The 23,340-nt window shown below is 38.3% G+C and carries 23 protein-coding genes; 2 read left to right on the top strand and 21 right to left on the bottom strand.

Translation table 11 applies throughout. The annotated features are described in order from the left end of the window. Positions 1-93: 93 nt before the first annotated feature. From APF76_17575 to APF76_17560, 4 genes are all read right to left on the bottom strand, one after another. The gene (locus APF76_17575) at positions 94-681 is read right to left on the bottom strand and encodes a hypothetical protein (GenBank protein ID KUO51336.1); all 588 of its coding nucleotides are present in this window, start codon (positions 679-681) and stop codon (positions 94-96) included. 287 nt (positions 682-968) lie between these two features. Further along, on the bottom strand, positions 969-2,954 hold the full coding sequence (locus APF76_17570) for a hypothetical protein (protein ID KUO51288.1): 1,986 nt from the start codon (positions 2,952-2,954) through the stop codon (positions 969-971). A gap of 123 nt (positions 2,955-3,077) precedes the next feature. After that, entirely contained in the window at positions 3,078-3,854 is a 777-nt protein-coding gene (locus APF76_17565) for a transposase (GenBank protein KUO51287.1), read from the bottom strand. 188 nt (positions 3,855-4,042) lie between these two features. Next, positions 4,043-5,092, bottom strand: coding sequence for a hypothetical protein (locus tag APF76_17560; protein KUO51286.1), 1,050 nt, complete (start codon positions 5,090-5,092; stop codon positions 4,043-4,045). A gap of 125 nt (positions 5,093-5,217) precedes the next feature. On the opposite strand from APF76_17560, the gene APF76_17555 reads away from it, so the two are divergent. After that, entirely contained in the window at positions 5,218-6,114 is an 897-nt protein-coding gene (locus APF76_17555; protein KUO51285.1) for a transcriptional regulator, read from the top strand. Between the two features lie 2 nt (positions 6,115-6,116). On the opposite strand, the gene APF76_17550 is transcribed toward APF76_17555, so the two are convergent. The 5 genes from APF76_17550 to APF76_17530 form a co-directional block, all read right to left on the bottom strand. Then, positions 6,117-7,019, bottom strand: a complete 903-nt coding sequence (locus APF76_17550) for an arginase (protein KUO51284.1) — start codon at positions 7,017-7,019, stop codon at positions 6,117-6,119. Positions 7,020-7,152: 133 nt separating this feature from the next. Further along, positions 7,153-7,560, bottom strand: a complete 408-nt coding sequence (locus APF76_17545; protein ID KUO51335.1) for a hypothetical protein — start codon at positions 7,558-7,560, stop codon at positions 7,153-7,155. Positions 7,561-7,926: 366 nt separating this feature from the next. Further along, positions 7,927-8,619: a two-component system response regulator gene (locus APF76_17540; GenBank protein KUO51283.1), complete on the bottom strand. Its 693-nt coding sequence runs from the start codon at positions 8,617-8,619 to the stop codon at positions 7,927-7,929. 22 nt (positions 8,620-8,641) lie between these two features. Continuing rightward, the gene (locus tag APF76_17535) at positions 8,642-9,766 is read right to left on the bottom strand and encodes a histidine kinase (GenBank protein ID KUO51282.1); all 1,125 of its coding nucleotides are present in this window, start codon (positions 9,764-9,766) and stop codon (positions 8,642-8,644) included. A 176-nt stretch (positions 9,767-9,942) separates the two neighbouring features. Continuing rightward, entirely contained in the window at positions 9,943-10,680 is a 738-nt protein-coding gene (locus APF76_17530) for a hypothetical protein (GenBank protein KUO51281.1), read from the bottom strand. Positions 10,681-11,050: 370 nt separating this feature from the next. On the opposite strand from APF76_17530, the gene APF76_17525 reads away from it, so the two are divergent. After that, complete coding sequence (locus tag APF76_17525) at positions 11,051-12,307, top strand: hypothetical protein (GenBank protein ID KUO51280.1); 1,257 nt, start codon at positions 11,051-11,053, stop codon at positions 12,305-12,307. Positions 12,308-12,335: 28 nt separating this feature from the next. Here APF76_17525 and APF76_17520 read toward each other — a convergent pair whose 3' ends face one another. From APF76_17520 to APF76_17465, 12 genes are all read right to left on the bottom strand, one after another. After that, positions 12,336-12,560: a molybdopterin synthase sulfur carrier subunit gene (locus APF76_17520; protein ID KUO51334.1), complete on the bottom strand. Its 225-nt coding sequence runs from the start codon at positions 12,558-12,560 to the stop codon at positions 12,336-12,338. A 97-nt stretch (positions 12,561-12,657) separates the two neighbouring features. Further along, on the bottom strand, positions 12,658-13,431 hold the full coding sequence (locus APF76_17515; protein ID KUO51279.1) for a hypothetical protein: 774 nt from the start codon (positions 13,429-13,431) through the stop codon (positions 12,658-12,660). Positions 13,432-13,561: 130 nt separating this feature from the next. Continuing rightward, the gene (locus APF76_17510; protein ID KUO51278.1) at positions 13,562-14,665 is read right to left on the bottom strand and encodes a hypothetical protein; all 1,104 of its coding nucleotides are present in this window, start codon (positions 14,663-14,665) and stop codon (positions 13,562-13,564) included. Positions 14,666-14,777: 112 nt separating this feature from the next. Further along, the gene (locus APF76_17505; protein ID KUO51277.1) at positions 14,778-16,607 is read right to left on the bottom strand and encodes an aldehyde ferredoxin oxidoreductase; all 1,830 of its coding nucleotides are present in this window, start codon (positions 16,605-16,607) and stop codon (positions 14,778-14,780) included. Between the two features lie 452 nt (positions 16,608-17,059). Further along, the gene (locus tag APF76_17500; GenBank protein ID KUO51276.1) at positions 17,060-18,778 is read right to left on the bottom strand and encodes a cation:proton antiporter; all 1,719 of its coding nucleotides are present in this window, start codon (positions 18,776-18,778) and stop codon (positions 17,060-17,062) included. Further along, complete coding sequence (locus APF76_17495) at positions 18,771-19,007, bottom strand: hypothetical protein (GenBank protein KUO51275.1); 237 nt, start codon at positions 19,005-19,007, stop codon at positions 18,771-18,773. Before APF76_17495 ends, APF76_17500 begins: the two co-directional genes overlap by 8 nt. A 1-nt stretch (position 19,008) precedes the next feature. Then, entirely contained in the window at positions 19,009-20,526 is a 1,518-nt protein-coding gene (locus tag APF76_17490; protein KUO51274.1) for a cation:proton antiporter, read from the bottom strand. Next, on the bottom strand, positions 20,526-22,010 hold the full coding sequence (locus APF76_17485) for a hypothetical protein (GenBank protein KUO51273.1): 1,485 nt from the start codon (positions 22,008-22,010) through the stop codon (positions 20,526-20,528). Before APF76_17485 ends, APF76_17490 begins: the two co-directional genes overlap by 1 nt. Continuing rightward, positions 22,007-22,372, bottom strand: a complete 366-nt coding sequence (locus APF76_17480) for an NADH-quinone oxidoreductase subunit J (GenBank protein ID KUO51272.1) — start codon at positions 22,370-22,372, stop codon at positions 22,007-22,009. Before APF76_17480 ends, APF76_17485 begins: the two co-directional genes overlap by 4 nt. Next, positions 22,365-22,811, bottom strand: a complete 447-nt coding sequence (locus APF76_17475) for a hypothetical protein (protein KUO51271.1) — start codon at positions 22,809-22,811, stop codon at positions 22,365-22,367. Before APF76_17475 ends, APF76_17480 begins: the two co-directional genes overlap by 8 nt. Then, entirely contained in the window at positions 22,808-23,095 is a 288-nt protein-coding gene (locus APF76_17470; GenBank protein KUO51270.1) for a hypothetical protein, read from the bottom strand. The genes APF76_17475 and APF76_17470 overlap by 4 nt, the downstream gene beginning before the upstream one ends. Next, positions 23,096-23,338 (bottom strand): cation:proton antiporter, encoded by a 243-nt coding sequence (locus tag APF76_17465; GenBank protein ID KUO51269.1) that lies wholly within the window; start codon positions 23,336-23,338, stop codon positions 23,096-23,098. It abuts the gene before it with no gap. Between the last annotated feature and the right edge of the window lie 2 nt (positions 23,339-23,340).

The following is a 23,340-nucleotide window of genomic DNA, read 5'->3' as shown; positions in this document are numbered from 1 at the left end:
GAGAGCAGTAGTCAGGGGACAGTAGCCCGAATAAAAGCCTAAAAGCTAGACCCTAACCTTCTGAATTCTGTATTCTGTCTCCTATATTCTGTATCATGAGCAATAGCCTTTGGCTTTTAGTTTTTCCAAATGTTTGGATAAAACACTATCCATATCCATCTGATACTTATCCTCCAGCATATAAAGCATTGTAAAGCAGCACTGGGCTATGTCCAAAAGTTCCAATGTGCTGTCTTTAAGTAGGCCGGCAGCATCAAGGTTTTTTGTTTTCTCTCCACTTTTTCCTGCGTTCTTGCCCAAGACCTGGGTAAGCTCGCCAATTTCCTCTTGTATCTTGCAAACGGTTTTTAATAAGGTAACCTGAGGAATCTGCAGCCGTGGCAGGTTTAGGTATTTGTACTGGCCACTAGATTGTACATAGTACCTTATATTTGGATCATATGGATATCCTTTTTTATTAAGCTTGTCCAGATGGATGCCAATCATTTCCCCTGGATCAATTTCATAGATATCTTCCAGGACAAATATCATTGTGACACACGTTTGAGCAACGTCTAATAATTCTTCAGCTACGGGAATGAGCCATTGCTCTTTTTCTACTTCTGCACATTCTAAAAACAACAAAACAGCCCGGGCTAATTCCCCAGACTCCTCCATAATCTTTAGTAATGTTGAATCCATTGTGGGAGTTAATAAACCTAATCTTGGTAGCTTTATGACCTTCTCATTTTGCCTTGACAATATCCGTTGCCTCCTATAAAATCCTTTACACTATACCTAAATAACCTTCCACATTTGTACCCTAAAATTCCTGCCTAATGCTACATAGAGTTTTTATCCATGAGCTAACACTACCAATGCCTATACCATTTTACCTCTAGTTACTTCTCTATATAACCAGAGACGTTTGATTGCTGCCGTGTAATTTTGCAAAATACATGGATGGTATATACTATTTTGCTACTTTTTCAGTCTACAAGAAAGGGTGAAGGTTTTCCAATTAAATAACCCTGGGCATAGTCTATCCCAATTTCCTTTACTATTTGAAGCGTCTCTTCTCTATCCACAAATTCTGCGATGGTCTGAATTCCTAAACCTTGAGCCATCTCGGCTATGGTTTTTACCAGTATCCTATTCCTTTTACTATCTGGTAAGTGACGCACAAATGAGCCATCAATTTTTAAGAAATCAACCTCCATTTCAATAAGCTGGGCAAAGGAGGTATAGCCTACACCAAAGTCATCAAGAGAGAATTTACAACCCATTTCCTTTAATGCTTTCACAAAATATATGGCACGACTCATATTTTGAATCGCTGCTGTTTCGGTGAGTTCAAATACAACACTATTATAGTCCGCTTTTGTTTTACTGATTGTTTCTTGAAGAAAGTCTAGCATATGCTCATCAGCCAAATGCTTTGCAGAAAGGTTCATGCTAAATGAGATCTTTCTACCCTTTTCTTTAAGCTTTGACTGCATATCTAGGCTCTTTTTAGTTATAATTCGATCGATACTGGAAATGAGTCCATACCTCTCAGCAGTTGGTATAAAGTGGTTTGGTGGTACTACTGTACCATCATTTTCCAAAAGTCTGGCAAGGGCTTCATAATGATTTATTTCTCCAGAACGCAAATTTAGAATAGGCTGGAACCATGGTAGAATTCGGTCTTCCTCTAATGCTGTAAGGATACGTCCCTTTTCTTTAATGGTAGAATAGACCTGGTCTAGATATGTGTCTCCCTTGCTGTAGATAAAATAACGGTTCTGCCCCAGCTCCTTTGCGTGGATAATAGCGTCATTACACTGTGCAAACAACTCTCTACTGGTTTTTCCGTGGTTTGGGTATAAGGTAATACCAATGCTTGCCGTTGTTCTAAGGCTCCCATTTAAAAAACGATGTCCCTCAACAGCCTTGCGTATACTTTCGGCAGCACAAATACTTTCCTTTTCATAGCGCGAAGGTAATAATACAGCAAAATCATCTCCTCCCAGCCTACCTACAATGGATTTCTCTTTGGAGCCGAATACAATATCTATCTCATTCACTTTAGTAGTAAGAAATTCTGCAAAGCTTTTTAAGAAATCATCACCTGCATTAGAGCCAAAGGAATCGTTAATAAGTTTGAATCCATCTATATTTATCAGAAGCATAGCTGCACTTTTCCCATTGCAACTTGCTAGGTATCTATCCAGGAGTTCAATAAATGTGGCCCGGTTAATTAAACCTGTAGTTTCATCATAGTTCGATAAATAGTTTAGGCGCTCTTCTGTCACTATTTTATTTGTTATATCTTCTTGAATAGCCAGGAAATTTGTAATTATACCGTTTTCATCTCTAATAGGGGAAACAAACCCATTTGCCCAGTAGAACTTTCCATCCTTTGTTTTATTTTTAAAGATGCCCCGCCAGGTTTTACCTAGTTTAATTTCATCCCAAAAGATCTTGTATTCTGCCAAAGTTCGATCCCCTGAGGCTAAAAAACGTGGGTTTGCACCAATACATTCTTCCTTTTTAAAACCCGTTATTTTTTCAAAGGTTGTATTTACATACTCAATTAAACCATCGTAGTCTGTAATAAACACGATGTTGATACTTTCATCTATGATTTTTGTTAGCTGCTTTAGGTTTGCTTGAGCTTCTCTGTGTTTAGAAATGTCACTACCATAAACAAAAGCAACATTAGTTTCCGATATGGGTACCACAGTAAATGCATAGATTTTTTCACCAATGGTAAACTCCAAGTTGTTTTTTACACCTTTTCCCTTAATAACAGTAATAATAGCTTCCATTAGTGGGGCATCCAACTCAGAGTACACATTTATACATATCTCTTTGCACGCATTATTGCTATATAAAATTGCACCATCAATTGCAACACAAAACACAGGATTAGGATTTTGCTCTGGAAAAGTAGCAAAAAGCCTTTCTTTTTCTTTACTGGACAATCGAACCACACCATGACCTCCTAGTAGCAACAATCACACTTTTGTTACTACATATTTCAGCATTTTCCAACAAAATCCTTCTTAGAAACACATAATAAAAATTGCAAAATCGTCAAGCCGTTTGGGATGGTGTCATGGGGACGTTTCGTCTGTCACCTTTTTTGTGGCTTTTTCTACTACACTTCGCCCTAAGCCTATTACTCTACTTAACTGCCTTATGCTGGCACCTGAATCATGGTATATTTTATTTATAATACTATCCCGTTCTTTTTTCGGTAATTTTATTATGGACTCCAAGTGTGTTATCTTATTAATCATCTTCATTATTTCTACGTCCGTGCATTTTCTTTTGTCCTCATAATCTATAAATTCCTGATCAACTATTTCATTCATATATGAAATAAAACTTTCTTTTGTAGTGAAATAACTTGTGATTAGTTCAGCATCAAGATTTGTTTTTTCCCCTTCATAAACAAGTGTATAGTCATGAAAGCTGCTCCATTGGTATTGTTCAAAATTTTTCACCATTTTGGCCTTTAGGGGATTCTGATGTATGTACCTTAGTACTGCAAATAGGCTGCCTTCATTTTCTACAGGTTCACTTTTATATCTGTTCTGAAAAAGATGCCCTGTCCTGTCATACTTATTATTATGCCATTGCACATAGCTTACTGTTATCCTCTTGATGCCTTTACCGATCTCCTCATGTTCCTTCACAAGTAAATGAACATGGTTATCCATTAAGCAATATCCATAAAACTCGAATGCACCTGTTTCCTTCACTTTGAGTAGAATCATTAGAAATCTTTCCATATCCTCTTTGTCTAGAAAAATATTTCTTCTATCAAGTCCTCTCAACATAACATGATATATGCCTGATTTACTCCTCTTTCTTGGAGCTCTTGACATTCATATCACCCCTGGTCCATTATACCAAATTAATCCAAAAAATGACAAGCGAAACGTCCCCTTGTCTTACCCTTGTCTTAAAGCTTCATAAAAAACTCCAACCACTATGGTTGGAGAAAAAACATTTTTATTTTTTACCTGTCTACTTGACAGGGAGCGGTTCAAAATCAAGGTTTTGCCCCAATGTTTTATATAATAAAAGATGTTAATATGACAAGCAAAACCGATGTAATGGACATAGCAATTAATGGGCGTAATGCTTTTGTTTTTAGTTGTCGAAGACAAACATTTAATCCTAGACCAGTCATTGCCATGGTTAGTAGGAAACTTGTAGCAATAGAAATATCATTCATCAAGACATCGGAATTAGGGATATACGTTCCTAGGGCAAAGGTTCCAAAAAAGCTCATCACTATAAAGCCAATTAAGAACCAAGGAAAAGCAATCTTGCTGTGAGTAGATTGACCATTTTCTTTAAGATTCATCCAGAACATGAGGATAAAGCTTAACGGAATAAGTAACAAAACACGACTTAACTTAGCTAATAGTGCCATGGCCAAAACATCTTGTCCAGCAGGAGCCGCTGCTAAAGCTACATGGGCAATTTCGTGCAAACTGATACCTGCCCAAACACCATACTCGGTAGGGGATAAGTGCAAATATGGCATGATTATCGTATACCCAACAGCAAAGATGGTTCCTACTAAAGCAATTATACCAACACCCATAGCTGTATCTTCCTCTTTTGTTTTGAGTATAGGTGAAACTGCTGCAATTGCTGCTGCACCACAAACTCCTGTGCCAATTCCGAGTAATAATGATAAAGAAAGATCAGCCTTTAGCCATCTAGCTAAGAGCATGGTTATGGAAATTGAGAAAACAATAGTCACGACACCATAGACAAGCAGGCCTAATCCTTGTTCCATAATGATTAGAATATTTAGTTTTAGACCGTATAAAATAATCGCAAGGCGTAATAATTTTTGAGAAGAGAATTGAATTCCGGTGCGAAAATATTCAGGATAGCCAAAAAATTGTCTATACACTACCGCAATTAAGATTGCAGAAGCCATTGGTCCTACTTGTCCAAAAACTGGTAGGGTTGCCAGAGCATATCCCAAGAATGCTACGCAAAGGGTAAAGATGATTCCTCCAAGCCAAGACCAGTTTAGATAACTATTCCTCCCGAAAATAGTTGCTTTACCCATTAGTAATATTTTTTCTGTTTTATAATCCATATAGTCATCTCCCGGTTGTCTAGTAACTAAAGTATAGGGCAATCCTGAATATAAGTAAAATAATTAGTTGAGATTGTGATAATAAGTAAACAGTTATGGTATACTCATAATGAGAGGTGATTTGAATGCAACAACAATTACAAGTCTTTTTAGCAGTAGTAGATAAAAAGAATTTTTCCAGGGCAGCGGAAGCGTTACATATGACTCAGCCAGCAGTTAGTCAGTATATTCAAACCTTGGAAGCTACTATAGGAACTAGACTTTTGGAACGAACAAACAAATATGTGCGGTTAAATAAGGCAGGAGAGATTGTCTATCATCATGCTCAGGAGATCTTGAGCCTTTATACACGGATGCAATCTTTGGTAGACGATTTAACCCACAAAGCTAGTGGCACTTTATCCATCGGAGCCAGCTATACATTTGGTGAATATGTATTGCCGCATTTAATTGCTCAAATGCGGGATCATTACCCCCTCATAAAACCGAGAATAGTCATTAATAATACTAATAGAATTGAAAGATTAGTACTTGGTAATCAGTTAGATGTTGGAATTGTAGAGGGAGAGCAAAAATTTGAAAAACTACATATAGAGCCCTTTGCTAATGATGTAATGTTTGTTGTTGCTTCTGCTAAGCATTGGTCAGCACGGCAGGGTGAGGTAATTTTGGCCGATTTAAGTAATGAAACTTGGATAGTTCGCGAAAAGGGCTCTGGGACTAGGGATGCCATAGAAAAAATGTTTAAAGATATGAGTTTTTTTCCAGAAAATCTAATTGAGTTTGGTAGTACTCAGATAATCAAAGAATCTGTGGAAGCAGGCCTTGGGGTTACGCTTCTATCTGATTGGGCAATAAAAAAGGAGCTCCAACTGGGAACCTTGAATATGCTAAGAATCAAAGGTTTTCCTGTTACCAGGAATTTTTCCTTGGTAACCCAATTGGCCCCTTTTCAAACCAAGGCCTTAGAGCTATTTATAGAAATATTACGTAGGAACTTCCCTGCGGAGCAGTTATCATAAGGTTAAAGAATTGTTTTGCCCAGCATTGACAGCACCAGTTCAACTGCCAGCTCTGCTGTTGCATTTCGTTGATCCAAAATAGGGTTTACTTCTGATATATCAATGGAAGTAAGGATCCCCTCTTCAGCAATAAGCTCCATGGCAAGATGTATTTCCCTATAGCTTAAGCCTCCTCGAACAGGTGTCCCAACTCCTGGAGCAGTTATGGGGTCGATAGCATCCATATCCAAACTAATATGCAACCCGGATGTACCATTCTTCGCTATTACTAAAGCCTGGTTAACAACATCTCTAATACCTATACGATCTACTTCTTTCATGGTAAAAATAGTCATCTTACTCTCAGCCATGAGACGTGCTTCTTCCTCATCCAAACTCCGAATACCAATTAATACAGTATTCTCTTCTGCAACCTTCGGTACAAGTCCACCACAGTTTACAAGGGAATCGGCTCCCCTTCCAGTCGAGACTGCTAATGGCATCCCATGGATATTGCCGCTAGAAGTAGTTTCCGGGGTATTGAAATCCCCATGGCTGTCAAACCAGATTAATCCTGTTTTTTGGCAAGCTTTTGCTGCTCCAGCAACGGCTCCTATTGCTATACTGTGGTCACCACCTATCACCAAAGGCAAACATTTATCTTCGAATGCTTGTAAAACCTCCTGGGCAAGAAGTTCGCTGTACTGACTGATTTCATTTAAGTACTTGCAGTTAGGCTCTCCTTGTTGGCTGCTTTCAGATACTGCAACGGAAATATTTCCTCTGTCTTCAACTTGAATACCTAATTTTTTAATTTTAGATACTATCCCTGCGTAGCGAATTGCACTCGGCCCCATGTCAACGCCTCTTCGGTCTGCCCCTAAATCAACAGGTACGCCAATTATACGAACCTTTTTAACCACAATAACACCTCTTTTAAGTCAAGTTGGGCAATTCTTGTGCCCTCAGAAATTTTCATCCACCAATACACTAACACGCTTTGATAGATATAATCAAGTAGCAAGTTAGAATACAAAAAACACGGATAAACCGTGTTTGTCACCGAATCTTGATAACCTGTATCAAATAATCATGCAACCTCTCAAAAAGGAGACCCACTAGAAACCACAGGGGAGCCATGTCTACTCTAATAAGTCCAGCTATCTGCCATGCAGATTTTGTATAGTCCCAGGGGGGTCTTCCGATGAGTGATTGAATTAGCAATCCTGTACTAGATTCTATAAACCAAATGGTACCCACCCAGACCACACCCCGCATCCACCAGGGCCATTGACGAATATGATCATGAAGAGGCTCCAGAAAAACCGCTAGCCCATAAATGGGAAACATCCACATATATGTGGTGGACATTAGTCGCCAATCCCCAGCGAGGGCAGATAAAGATCCAGTCCACAATATTTCCATAATCCATCCTATTAATCCGTAAATAAAAAATCGCTTCGCCATAGACATATTATGTGTACAGATAAGAATATTATTATTGGTAAAGTTTTGCAAATCGGATAGCGTATAGCAACCACGGGGACGGTTCTGATGGTTGGTTTTTTACAGTTGGTTTTCTATAGTTGTTTTTTATGGTTCTTTAAGCATTTGCTATTATGTATCGCCCAAGTCCTCTGAAACTCCCCATGCCTAAAGTCAGGGGGTTCTAATATAGGCAGACTTTCTTATAAAGACCAAGATCTATATACACTAATCTGTTTCTATTTGATTATGATTTATATATTTCTATACAATCACGTTCTATGTTTTCTCTAAGCTTTTCATTAGTTAAGTTATCCATGATTACCAAGTAGTTTTATATATCCCTGCCTACGAGTTAAAACGATACCCTGCTCCCCATAAGGTTTCAATGTATTCCGGATTGGATGGGTCTTTTTCTATTTTTTTTCTTATTTTCTGGATATGAACAGCTACTGTTGCTGTATCTCCATAGTATTCTTCTCCCCATATGGTATCAAAAATTTGCTCTTTACTAAGAACAATGTTTGGATTAGAAGCAAGATACAATAAAAAATCGTATTCCTTTGTGGTCATTTGAATTTCTTTACCATTAATATAGACTCTATGGGCTGCTGTATTTATTTCTAACCCCTTATGATTTATTATCTCATTAGGCACTTTTTTTCCCATAAGGCGCTCATATCTTTTAATGTGTGATTTTACTCTAGCTGCTAATTCGGCTGGGCTAAAAGGTTTTGTTAGATAATCATCGGCTCCAAAGCCCAATCCCCTTATTTTATCAATATCTTCATTCCTGGCAGAAACAACAATGATTGGAATTTCGAGCTTTTTTCGTATCTCCTGTATGATCTCATATCCATTTGTATTAGGAAGCATTAAATCTACAAGAATAATGTCGTATATGCCAGCAAGGGCTTTCTTGAGTCCCAGTGATCCATCTTGAACAAGATCTACTTTATAACCATTTAATTGAAGATAATCCCGCTCCAATTCTGCAATATTTATATCATCCTCGATAATTAAGATCTGTTTTTGTTTCACTTAGATAAACGACCTCCCTTAATTATTTCGCAGCTGGAAGCATTATAGTAAAACAGGTGCCTTCTTGTTCTATGCTTGAAACTGTAATTTCTCCTCCATGAGCTTCTATCAACTCCTTGGCTATAGCCAAACCCAAGCCTGTACTCATAAAATCTTTTGTACGTTCAACATCCACTCTATAAAATCTATTAAACACATGAGGAAGTTTATCATTTGGGATTCCTGGCCCATTATCTCTTAATTTAATATACGTAAAATTACCCTCTAAGGACAACTCTACCCAGATAGTTAAGCCTTCTCTATTTCCATATTGTACAGAATTTCCAATAATGTTACGCACAGCCTGATGTATTCTCTTTCTGTCCAAATGGACAAGCTGCTCAGATTCCATTTTATCTGTATAGTAAAATTTAACCTGCCTTTCTTCTAGTTCCAGCTGAAACTCTTCCATGAGATCCCTCATATATGAACGTATTTCTATATCCTGGTATTGAAAATCCAGTTTTTCCATGTCAATTTTGGAGAAAAGGAATAGATCATCAATGAGCTTATTTATATATACAGTATTATGATATATGATTTTTAGGTATTTACTGGTTTTTTCCGGTGATATAGCAGCACCATCAAGAACTGCCTCTATATACCCTTGTATAGCGGTAATAGGGGTTTTTAGATCATGTGAAATATTGCCTATTAATGCTTTTCTATTTTCTTCATAGGCAAGCTGTATTTTTTCGCTTTCTTGTAATTTTTCAGCCATCTCATTAAAAGAGTGTATTAAAACTGTAAATTCATTTGATACCTCATAGTCCACTTTCACATTATAATTTCCATTAGCTATCTCATCTACAGCAGTTTTGAGTTTATTCATAGGCTTGAAAATCTTATTCTCTAGTCGCCAAAGGAAAGATAAATGCATGATTTCTTTAATGCTAATAAATACTGCAAAAAGGATGGCAATGGTTTGATTTCCTATCCATCTGAAGAGCAGATAAACTATAAAAAGATGAAACAGAAACACAGCTGGGCGTATCCATTTTAAATACCGATGATATATATGAAAATCTTTGTGGTACATACAAACGTGTTGTCCTTTATGAAAATATCTATGGATTTGTTTCTTTTTCATAAACATATTTGTCTCCATCCATTCATTCATTCATTACAATTACTAGTTCCATTATAACATTTTATTTGCAATGGTTAAAAAATATAAGGGCGTAAACTATTTCCTAAATCTCACGCCCTTATACTGAAAACCTTACTACTTACTTATGCCTTATAATTTCACCTTATTTTTTGAGCGAATTTCTATTCAAAAACTTACCATAGTAGATTTAGTTCTGCTTCAAGATCTATAGCATGGGTTTCATTATTTGTTTGATTTAATTTATTTGATCCATTTAATTCATCTGATGCATTAATTTTATTTTTCTGGTTTCCACTAACTGAAAGTGTAATGTTTTCTATTTCACTATTTTTATTGATGCGAATTTTAATGTCAGCATTTGCATCCTCTGATAAGCAGAAATCTTTCATACAGTGATGGTGCCCTTTTTGGTGCTGGTTCATTTCATGATGCATTTTATGATTGGCCTTATAATTCATCTTTTCTTTGATTGCATTTTTCAGGTCTTCAGGTATTTCATTGATGTTGATAGCTAGTTCTACACCCTTGTCTTCCTGTTCAATTACAGTCATATTATTTAAGACACTTAGCATGAAAGCCATCTTAGAAAGCCTATCCTTTACCCCGCAACATTTCATGTCGGAATGCTTACGGTTTCCATGCATATGTTTGATAAAACCATGATGTTTGACTTTGCAGCCTTCCATGTTAAATTCTGTGCTGCTTTGATGTTTAACTTTATTTCCCTCATAGTCTACCTCTGTGTTAATCATTGCCTTAACCTGACCAGTTATTGTATTTTTTTCAAATTCCTTGTCCAGGCTAAATACTTTAACTCGATCTTTTCTAACTTCTACTTTCAAAGTTCCTTTAAAAATCTCTTTAACTCTCAGAACTTTCACTACATCATACATTAATTTAATTTTAGTCATTTATAATGACCTCCTTTATTAAGTCTAAGGTCATTATAGGTAATGATAATAAACTCATTATAAATCAATTATAAAAATTCTATAAATATTGTTAAATATTTATAGTAGGCTGGCACTTTTACCCGCCAAGGTTTATCCATAATATTCTATATGGCTTAAGACCCCCACTTCTATAAGTGGGCTCTAAATCAGGTGGAGTAGAGTCTCCATCTGATTCCCCGATGTTCGGCTTTGGCTGAACGAGTTCATTTTGTGAACTAGTGAAATAGATACTTCTTTAGATTAAAACAGGATAATATCTGAAAGTGTTGAAATAAATTTAATATGAAATTTTCTGTCAAGTAAGACATTGTATTGGGAGGAATTAAGAATGCTTTTACTCGAGAATGCTATAGATATTTTATTCAATGAATTAGAAAGTTCATTGTTATTACCTGGAAATGTGGAAACAGTACCCTTGTGGGAGGCAGGCGGGAGAGTGTTAGCCAGAGAGGTTGTTGCTACCGAGGATGTCCCCGCCTTTGATCGTTCACCTATTGATGGATTTGCCCTGATAGCATCCGATACACTTGAAGCAACAATAGATCATCCAGTATCCATGAAAATCATAGATACGGTAGCCGCTGGCTCTTATTCAAAAAAAATACTAGTGCCAGGAACTACTATGAAGATTTTTACAGGAGCCCCTTTACCGCAGGGAGCAAATTGTCTTGTAAAGAAAGAAGAGGTTACAGAAACTGCTTCTGAAGCTGAAGGTTCTAAATCGGAGAATGATTCTACTGTTATTATCAAAAGGAAAATTTTTAGTGGGGAATGTATTGCCCCAAAAGGTGAGGATATTTCTAACGGCGAGCCCTTGTTTGCCAGCGGGACAGTTCTTACATGTGCCCATATGGGTGTTTTAGCAACTTTAGGGATTGACCCTGTCCCTGTCTATAAAAAGCCGCAAATCGGGATATTTTCAACGGGAAATGAACTGGTTGATGTACATAGTCAACTGCAACATGGGCAATTAAGAGCTTCTAATATTTATACACTAGCTGAAATCATTCGACAGGCTGGGGGTGTTCCAGTAAGTTTGGGAATAGTCAAAGATCGGATTGAAGATGTGATACAGGTATATGAAAAGGCCTACCGGCTAAGATTGCCTATTGTGATCTCAACTGGAGGTACTGCCTCTGGAGCATATGACGTTATTAAAGAAGCTATGGATATGATATCTGTTTCCAGATTATTTAACAAGGTTGCCATTCGTCCTGGTGCCCCTGTTGTCGCATCCGTAAAAGATGGGCAGCTACTAATTGGCTTATCAGGTAATCCTGCCGGATCAGCTGTTGCCATGCTATTAGTCATGTTCCCGGTCATTTCAAAGCTTGCCGGCACAAATAGGCATTTAGAACAAAGCCAAGCAAAGCTTTCAACAGACGTACATCGCAAGGGTGGACTACGAGGCTTTTTGTGGGGCACTTATTATGAACAGCATGGTTGTTTGTATACAACTCCATTTAATAATCAATTCTGTGGCGCGATCAAAACCCATGCATATAGTAATTGTTTAATTGAGATAGCAGCAGGAAAGGTGAATTCAGCAACAGGCGATTTAGTTAATATTTGGAAACTACCCTAAGGCGCGAACACAACCTCCATTACCACCTCTAACCCCCGCCTACTGGAGGAAATAGGACTAATGTATCGCCTTCATTCAAAACACTATCTAACTCTGAAGAGAACCCATTTATCATAGCAATAGATACTTCCTTGGGTTCGATTTTTATTTTCTTGGCAACATCTAAAACGGTGGCACCCTCAGGAAACTCCATTTGTTCTACTGCAAATCGACCCTCTCTAAACGTGGCAAAGAGCTTCACTTTTATTTCCACACTATCACCCTTTCTTTCCTTTTTAGCAACCATGGGGACGGTTCTGATGGTTGGTTTTTTTACAGTTGGTTTTCTATAATTGTTCTTTTATGGTTCTTTAAGCATTTGCTATTATGTATCGCCCAAGTCCTGTAATTCGTGAAATTTGTCTAACAGTTACACCTTCAAGTGATTTTATTTCTTTTAATATTTCTAGACGTTGTGCCTTTTCCATATGCTTTATTGAAGTAGGCGAAGAACTATTGGTTAAACTCTCTATGATTTTTTGCAATTCTTTATCTGTTAAGGGTTGTTTTTCATCTACTTCTAAGCAATCATCTTTGTTTGGCTCTTGCATGTATTGCTCAAAAACCTCAAAAGATTTTTTATCACTTATGCCCAATAAATCATTAATAAGTTCGGTTTCCACAAGGTCCATAGGGTAAGTTTTTTCTCCTATATATGCTCTGTAACTGGTCCATTGATACGCGTCAATACTTATTACCAATTTTGCTTTTATAGGATTTTGATGAATGTATCGTAAAACTGTTAATAAGTATGCTTCTTCTTCTACTTCTTCACTTTTAAAGCGATCTTGAAAAAGATGCCCTACTCTATTGTATTTCTTATTAAACCATCGAACATAAGCAACACCTATACGTTTCATCACTTGAGCAATATTATTGTCTCCTTCTTGAAGCAACAAATGCACATGGTTATTCATAAGGCAATAACCCAAAATTCTATATGGATCTGTAGCCTGAACATTTTTCAAAATGTACAAATACTTTTGTCTGTCTTCGTCATCACAAAATATGTTTTGCCTATTAACTCCCCTTACCATGACATGGTAAACCCCTGTTGAACTTTTACTCCTCGGCTGTCTTGGCATTGTGGAACTCCTTTTTTCTAAATTATACCATACCTTAGAAAACAGCAATATACGCAAAAATGCTAAATATTAGACTTTCTAGGCCGCATTTAGGTAGAATTAGCCAGGAGAACCGTCCCCGTGGTTGGTTTTAGGGGCAGAAGACTATGCCTCTGGCCCATAGGCAGTCTCCACATGCTGGTGAGTTACCTATGCAATCTAGTTCACTATCAACGACTAAATCACAGCCATCCACTAGGTCGCAGTCAGTACAAGAAGGGTAAAGGTTATTCTGCACCTTATATCTAAACTTCATATATTCAGGTGCTGTCCAGATATCCTCTAATGTTTTTTCTTTAATATTTCCGTAGGACTTTTGGAGTAATTTCTTACTCCTTTTAGAAACAATTTCCTGGCAGGGGTGTAATAGTCTATAGCAAGGGCAAACTTCTCCATCCCAACTTATTATAGCAGAATAATTATTTACAAATCTACAAGCCCTGTCAGTTTTCAAATCTGTTGTAGGAAGTACCACGTTGATACCAGTTGCAAAACCAACATTTACAGCCCTACGAAAGATTGCTCCTACTTCTCTGGTTAATCCCTTTTCATACAAAATTTCTCCTACACTTTCTATATCTACTGGCATCATGTGAGTAACATAAAGTGTTGAAACTCCTAATTCCGCACCTAGTCTTACTACTTGAGGTAAGGTAGTTATATTTGACCTCATGGCAACAAATTCCCAGGATAACCTAGGGTAGATTGTTTTTCTCTTTTGCTTTAAGTCTTTAAGGTATTTTTGCTTTTCCAGAAGTGGAGTAAGTTCTATCTGCCTTATGTCTTTAAAGCCCTCCTCTAGGCTGCTGTCTACTGAAATTATTAACTCTGCAACTTCTTCAGCTACTATTAACTCAGCAACTTCTTTTTCTAGAAGGGTTCCATTTGTGGTTATAGTAAGGGGATATTTACCTTTAAACAACTTTACTATTTCCGCAAATTGTGGATGGTAGGTAGGTTCCCCTATCCCACCTAACACAACCCTTTCTATATTTGGAAAGCTTTCTAATTCTCCTATAATCTTTTCAACCTGCTCAATAGGCATATAGCCCATATCATTTTCCCAAACATGTCTATAGCACATTTTACATTGTAAGTTGCAATGATTGGTTATTTCCAGGTAAAGTTTTCTAATATTATTCTTAGGTTTTAATATAACCTCAAACTCTTCTCCTTGGGCCAACCTATATGACATCTACTGCACCTACCTTTTAGTAAGAGAACTTCCCTATTTATCAGGGAAGTTCTCAGCATTTTCTTGTAGCTAACTCTTAATTTATTCAAGGAAAATTGGCTCCTTGTTAGTCTTAACCTACCTTGAACTTTGGAAGCTTCTCACCTACTAATCCTAATTCGGTTAGCTTCTCCTGTGTAGGTAATCCATCTTCATCCCAACCTCTTACTTCATAGTACTCTGGTAAAAGCTCGGATAAACGGTGAACATGACCCTTAGATGGTCCATCTGAAATTGGATCTTCTAATAATCGTCTTGGTAGTGTATCATCATCTTTTGTATAACCATTTGCAAGGTTAAAGACTCTTTCTACGTTCCAAATTCTATCCCCAATAGCTAGAATATCAGCACCAGTAAGTTCTGTCCCCATTACTGCATTTAATACGTCAGCATAGTCATCTGCGCCCCATGCAAAAGAGGTAAATAAGCAAAGTCCTGCTGCATCAATTGAAGCAGTCAAATCCTGGAATATTTTTGCCCATGTTGCTTTGCCTTCTAAGGCAAAGCGATCTAACTTTTCTGGAACTCCTAAGATTTCTGGAGAGATCAAGTAACCTCTTACGTGACAGCCTCCCCTATTTGAAGTTGCGTACTGAAGTCCATGCCCTTGAATACCTCTAGGGTCATAGGCTGGAAGTTCTAACTTTTTAACAGACATTGAATATTCAGGTACCCCATAGAAATCAGCCAATCTATAGCTACCTTCAGCCATTTTAGCACCTAGGCCTTCTCCCCAACCTATTGCACTGGTATAATGCAAAACAGCCTCTGAACTACCAAACTTCAATGCTGGACCACCAGCTAAAGCTTCATCTTTGATATATCCCCTTTGATATAGTTCCATCGCTGCTGCAATTGTAGCACCTACGGAAATTGTATCTATCCCAAGCTCATTACATAGATTATTTGCCTTAATAACTGTTTCAAGGTTATCTACTCCCACATCAGCACCAAATGCCCAGATGGTTTCATATTCTGGTCCGCCTCCGCCTACTCCATCTACTTCACAGTATCTACCGCAGGCTATTGGACAGCGATAGCATGGATCCTTCTTCTTTAAATATTTCTCGGCAAGAGTTTCTCCACTTGTGGCTTCAGCAGTTGAGAAAAAGGACTCCTGAAAGTTATTAGTGGGGTAAACGCCACTTTCGTTAACAACATTTACAAGTATAGCTGTACCATAGGCAGGTAAGCCCTGTCCAGTTACTCCGTGCTCTCTAATCTTCTTGGAAGCAACCTTAAGTACTTCTCTTAATTTATCAGGATTTGCAACATCGACTTTTCCGCTACCCTTAACTACTACTGCCTTCAGGTTCTTTGAACCCATTACAGCTCCGACACCACTTCTACCAGCTGCTCTGAAACGGTCATTCATTACAGCAGCGATTAATGATAGTTTTTCTCCCCCAGGGCCTATACACATTACTTTAGCTTTAGGATCGCCAAACTCCTCTGTTAATGTGTCAGTAGTCTCACTTACAATCTTGCCCCAAACATTTTCTGCGGAGCGAAGTTCCACTTTGTCATCATTTATGAAAATATTTGTTGGCTTGTCTGCTTTTCCTTCAACGATAAGCATATCATATCCAGCAAACTTTAGTTCTGCTCCCCAGTATCCACCTGAATTTGAAGAAGCAATAGCGTTGTTCAAAGGGGATTTAGTTACTACCATGAATCTGCCACCTGTTGGTACGGATGAACCAGTAAGAGGTCCTGTAACAAAGAAAACCTTATTATCTGGGCTCAATGGATCTACATCTGACGCTATTTCTTCCGACAACATCATTGCACCTAAACCACGTCCACCTATAAATTTCTTTGCTTTAGCTAAATCCAGCTCGTCTTTTATGATTTCACCAGTAGTTAAGTTAACTCTTAGAATTTTTCCTGTGTAGCCACCCAAATCAAATACCTCCCTAAAATTTGTTATTTCATCTTAATCATATATTCTTTTTTTACATCTAGATTCCTCCCTAAGGAGATGTATATTTTTTGAAGTTCCTGTGATTTTATAGAATAAAATAAGCCAGAAGGGAGAAAGGGGTTATCCCTTTCCTTTCTGGCTTATTGCGCTAATAATAAACAAGATTCTTGACTTCAGGTGGAGTTTCCCACAGGATTAGTTCAACTATAGTTCAGGAAAAAGCACCTGAACTAAGTTTCACTAACCATCTGAAAGTTATAGAGCGAAAATTGCCAACTTGTTGGCATAGCTGAACCCATGCAAGACTAGCGTTGATAGTCATCGTAAATTTGTTAATTTAGATGACAAACGAAACGTCCCCGTGTCACGCATTTTTTGAAAACAAAAACCAACCAGGAGAACCGTCCCCGTGGTTGGTTTTGAAGGTTGGTTTATGCGAAAATGATGTATGAGAATGTTAGCAAGAAGACAACAATGCTCATTAATACAGTCATCCCCACTGGGAAGCGGTAGTGGTCCTCGTCATATGCTACAAGGGAAGCTTCTACTGCTTGTGGGGCAAATTTAACTGGGTTAGCGAAAAAGGGTACTGTGCTCTTTAGGGCCAACAGTAACTTTGCTGCTGAATATTCACGAATGTAACAGACCACATTAACGACACCGTGGATTAGAACTTTTAATGGTTTTCTGTAAAACCAATCAGTATCTACAGAAATCATAAGCTTGGTCGCCATGTAAGGCAGGAAAATCCAGAAAACAATCAGAGTCGCTGCCAAGAGCTGTACTGTATCTATTATATGGTACAAGCCATATGGATGATAATCTACTGGGTATGGAAGAATGTTATATAATAGGTTAGGTGCTAATCCATACATGGTACACAAGAATGCCCCTCCAGCCATGGCAATATACATATTAGTAGGTAGCTTTTTCGTCTCTAAACCCTTGTCTTCACCAAAGAACATGAAATAAAGTAATTTTAAAGCAATAGAGAGAAAGGTACCAATGCTAGCTAAATACAGCAGTAGTTCTACCGATGGCATATGGCTATACCCTGCTGCTGAAATAATCATGGATTTACTGATAAATCCATTGAATAAAGGGATACCAGAGATTGAGAAGGCAGCTACTGCAAAGAACAAGGTGACCCAAGGCATTTGCTTATATAAGCCCCCTAAATCCGACAGCTTACGTTTGCCAGTAGCGTATATTACTGCACCGGCTCCCATGAAAAGCAAGGATTTATATAGAATATGACTATAGGCATGAGCGGTAGAACCATTTAAGGCCAGCTCTGTACCCATTCCTACTCCAGCTACCATGAAACCAACCTGACTGACTATGTGATAGGCCAAAAGGCGACGAACATCATTTTCTAGTATGGCAAAAACAACACCATATAGTGCCATTATTACCCCTGCCCATATTAATAATTCAGTACCAGGGAAAATCCTGATTAAGGAGTATACGGCAACCTTAGTAGTAAAGGAGCTTAGGAATACACTTCCGGTAATAGTTCCTTCGGGATAAGCATCAGTTAACCAAGAATGCAAAGGTGGAATAGCAGCATTAATTGCAACTCCAGCTAAAATCAACCAAAAGGCTGCATCAGTTGTACCGGTTAGGCTCATAACCTCCGGCTGACCGGCAGAGATTTTTAAGAATATCCCTGCTAAGAGCAGGTTTCCACCAAACATATGCACTAGAATGTATCTAAACCCAGCCTTTCGAGATTGTGCAGTACCTCGATACCAGATCAGGAATACTGAGGAAACAGCCATTAGCTCCCAGAAGAAAATAAGTGTCAGCCAATCACCGGCCAATACTACACCTAAAGAGCCACCGGTATATAATAGACTAGATGTTGCTTCTCCCCAGTTTTTATTATGCAAAGCATAAATATTTCCCAAAAGAGCCATAATCGTAAAAATCAAAGAGAATACCCATGATAGTCGATCAACTTTTAAAACCATAAGATCTAAATTATTAATAAAGGGGATAGTCCATACCGTACCTATTTCTAAATTAAACACGGCAAAGATTGCTAGAGCGGGAGCCGCAACCATACTGAACTGACGCAATCGTCCCGGTAGAATTCCAGCTAGTACAGCGCCTATTATTAAAATCAATCCCGGATGCATACTAGTCATGGTCTTCTTCACCTCCAGCATAATAATCTTCTGACCGCTGTAAAAATTCTTTACCTAAGGTTTTTGCCCCAACAATCAAGAGCAGACATCCTAAGAAGCCAAAAATAACATCAAAACCGATTAACTCATGCCACCAGAATTCAGCATGGATATCTACAAACAGTACTTCAACAATTATTGAGAGTATAATTACAAGAGAAGCAATAGTTATAACTTTTTTTGTACTCATCCTACCACCCTCCCCCTATTAACTCAATACTGTGCACAATGCTTTGAGCCGACATGGTTGCCAAGTCATAAAAATGAGCACCAAAGTTAGGCAAAATACCTAATACTACAGAAATGGTAGCCGTAATAACAATAGGAATTAACATATCCTTACGGGCTTCGCCGTATTTAGTAAATTTATCCGACTTCTTAAAGAAGCCCATATAAGCTACAGGTAACAAATAAGTGGACGCAAGCATCGCACTACCAATTAGAACAACTATATAAAGCCACTGCCCGCCCTGTAAGGCTCCAAGGGCTATGTTCCATTTACTGATAAAGCCTACAATAAAGGGAACACCGGCAATACCTAAGGAAGCTATTGTAAAAGCGCCAATTGTTATAGGCATCTTTTTTCCTATACCATGCATCTCGCTAATATTTTCCTTATGAGCAGTCACCAAAATAGCTCCCGCACAGAAGAAAAGTGTAATCTTCATAAAAGCATGGGCAATAATATGAAACATCCCACCTAAGAGACCAAGTGGCGTCATTAAGGATACTCCTAAGACTACATATGATAATTGACCCACAGTAGAGAAAGCCAATCTCCTTTTCAGATTATCCTGATTCATAGCAATTAACGAAGACACTATAATGGTAAAAGCAGCAAACCAAGCTAAAACATCCGCTGCACCAATTTCCCCTAAAAGTTCTGGTCCAAATACATAACCTACAACCCTTAAAATACCAAAGGCGCCAGCTTTAACAACGGCCACAGCGTGTAAAAGCGCACTAACAGGCGTAGGAGCTACCATGGCGTCTGGTAGCCAACCGTGGAAAGGCATAACACCTGCCTTAACAGCAGCACCAATACTCATAAAGAAGAACATCACCTGCAGCATACGAGTGGAACCATGCTCTAGAGTTAAAAATCCTCCAGCTTGGAAATCACCGGTGCCAGCGGCAATATAGGTCCATATAATTGCTACTAAAAAAAGCTGTCCAGAAATCAACGTATATGCTAGGTATTTACGACCTGATCTAATAGCTTCAGCATCACGTTTATGAATAACCAAAGGATAGGTTGCAATAGTCAAGAGTTCATAAAACACGAAAAATGTTAAAAGGTTTGCTGAAAAAGCGATACCCATGGTTGCTGCTAAACAAACGGCAAAGGAAGCAAAGTAGCCCGTTTGATGTTTTTCATTGTGACCACGCATATAGCCAATGGAATAAAACGAGGTAACTATCCATAAGAAAGAGGCTAAGCCGGCAAATAACATCCCAGCAGTATCAACTCTTAATTGAAGAATAATCCCATAAGCCACATGGATAGGCGCACTTTCTATGACCTTCCCTCCCAAGACTAAGGGCAACATGGAAAATACAATGGCTGCTTTGCCAAAGGCTGCTAAAATAGTCCAAGTTTCTCGAAGGTTTCGGTTCTTTTCACCTGTCATCAGGATCAGTATTGCTGCCACAAGGGATATCAAGACTGCCCATAAGGGTCTATAGTCTAATAAAATTTCTGGTGTCATTATTGTCCACCCCCTGGAATAGCAAACTGTATTATTTGTGAAACAAGTGGTTCATTAAAGATACCTAAGATTAAAATGCCTAAACCTAAAACAATAATGGGCACTAGCATTTGTAAAGGTAACTCAAACTTTCCATCACTATTTATATCTTTAACTTCTTGATCGGATTTTTTCATATAGACATTTTCAAGGATCCTAAAAAAGTAAATTGCATTTAATAAACTACTGAGAATAATAATTACCACATAAAACCACATGCCTTCTTCAATGGCGCCTAAAACTAGGTACCATTTACTAAAGAAGCCAGCAGTAGGCGGTAAGCCTACCATGGATAGTGCGGCAATGATCAGCACTCCCATAGTTAAAGGTAACTTTTTATTAAGTTCCTTATACTTCTCAACCAAATGTTCACCTATACGCCATTTTACTCCACCGGCCACCAAGAACAAACAACTTTTCATAATTGCGTGGTTAATAATGTGCAAAACTGCTCCGATTAAGGCTAGGGAGTTACCAATTGCCAAACCGACAATAATATAGCCAATTTGAGCCACACTAGAATAAGCCAGCATTCGTCTGAAGTCCTTCTGAGCTATAGCCATAATAGAACCAATAATTATCCCAGCGGCTGCCAGCAAACCCATCACCTGCAGGGCTTTGTGTACTGGACCAGCACTAGCTACCATTACAAAGAAGAAAAATCTTAACGCTGCATAAGCCGGTACTTTGGCCATTACTCCTGCAATAAGAGCTGTAGCTGCAGGGTGAGAATAAGTGTAAGCGTCAGGCTGCCAACCATGAAGTGGGAACATAGCCATCTTAATCCCCAAACCTATCACAATCATAACAATAGCAACAATTACTGCCGAGGAATCCATTAAAGGCACAAGTATTTCTGCTAAATCAGCCATATTTAAGGTTCCTGTTGCTCCATAAAGATAACCAACACCTAAAAGGTAAAAAGAAGCACCAATTGTACCGATTAATAGATAACGGAAAGCGGCCACCGTTGCTCTGTTGCCACCGGCAGCTATCAGCGCATAACCGGCTAGTGAAGAAATTTCTAGGAATACATACAGGTTAAAAACATCACCAGTTACCATCATCCCTAGAAGCCCTACAGATAATAATAAGAAGAGTGAATAGAAAATTCCCGTTTTAAACTTGGCATCCTTTTCTAGAAAAGGCCCGGCATAGATAGCTACAACCAAAGCCACAAAGGCAATTAAGACTGCCATAATACTAGATAATGGATCATAGACATATTCGATACCCCAAGGCGGTGCCCAGCCGCCAAAGTGATAGTTCAATGTGCCTTCGTTGAGAACTTGGATTAAAACTGTTACTGCACTTATATTGGCTACCAAGAGAGCCATTATCGTCAATAACTTTACCATAGTTTTTGAAAAATAGGCTACTAAAGGAGCAAGAAGAGCAGCCGCTAGGGGCACAACAACAATCAAAGCTGGAAGTTGCTCTCTCATTTGTTCATCCTCCGTAGAATCACATCTTCCTCTATTTCTCCGTAGTGCTTTTGAATCCTCATTAAAAGAGCCAAAGCAACACCGGTAGTACTCAAGCTAACAACAATAGCTGTCAGCATTAAGGCATGCGGAAGTGGATTGATATAGTGTTCAACTGTAGTATCGGCACCCCATAAAACAGGCAGAGTTGCACCTAGCTTCTGGCCTAAGATCAAGAAAAAGATGATAACCGCAACCTGCATGATATTCATGGCCATCAATTTTTTCACATAATTATTATTAGCTAGAATTCCAAAAAAGCCCAACAAGAAAAGTATGGCCACCAGCCAATAAATTAAAGAATTAGTAAGAAATTCATACATTATTAAATGGCCCCTCCTCTCCAGTTAAAACAGAAAAAATAGCTATAATCGTAGTCATAACGCACATGGTTACTCCAATCTCTATCCATAAAATACCCCATACATGAAATTCAGCTAGTTCATGCAGCATCAAGGGCAAACTTTCATATTCTAAAAACTTACCACTAAAGAGCATGGTTGTAAAACCTGCGGCAGCGTAGATAAAGGTACCAATGCCAGCTAGGATTAGGGCCTTACTACCTCCAATATTAAATATTGCTTTTTTTCCTTGAATCATTTTGGACAAGAGCACTCCTACAGCTAAGAGAGCACCTGCCTGGAAACCCCCTCCGGGCCCATACTCCCCGAAAACTAGAACATATACACCATAAACAATAGTAAAGGGTACGAGGACTCTAAAAGCTGTATCTAAAACGATACTAGAAAAAGGATGTTTCATTCTTCATCCCCGCCTTCCTTCATGCCACGTAATATCATCGCTGCTGCAATTCCAGCAACAAAAATAACTGTTGTTTCACCTAATGTATCAAAGCTACGATAATCAGCCAACACGGCAGTTACTAGGTTAGGAGAACCTGTCTCTTTTTTAGCATTCTCAATGTATCTTGGAGATACATGAGTAGATGCCGGAGAATTTATATCACCTATCTGAGGCAAATCTGAGGCAGCATAAAATAATACAAAGGCTAAAGCAATTGTTAATAAAGCTGCTGTTTTTTTCATCTAGCTGCACCTCCGCTTTAAATTGTTGAGGGCCGACACAAAGAATACTGTTGAAACTACACCAATAACAGCTTCAGTAAAAGCCACGTCTGCTGCACCTACAATCAAATAGATAAGAGCAACAAAATAACTAAAGGCGCTAAAGAGGATAACGGAAGCTAAAAGGTCTTTAGCACTCAAAGCCACAATGCCTGTAACAATTGCTAAAATCAAAAGTACTATCTCTATAATAAATACATGCATTT

It is taken from the genome of Desulfitibacter sp. BRH_c19, assembly GCA_001515945.1.
Taxonomy (GTDB): Bacteria; Bacillota; DSM-16504; order Desulfitibacterales; family Desulfitibacteraceae; genus Desulfitibacter.
Note: the sequence above shows the minus strand (reverse complement) of the source record. Positions and strands in the feature narration are given on the sequence as shown.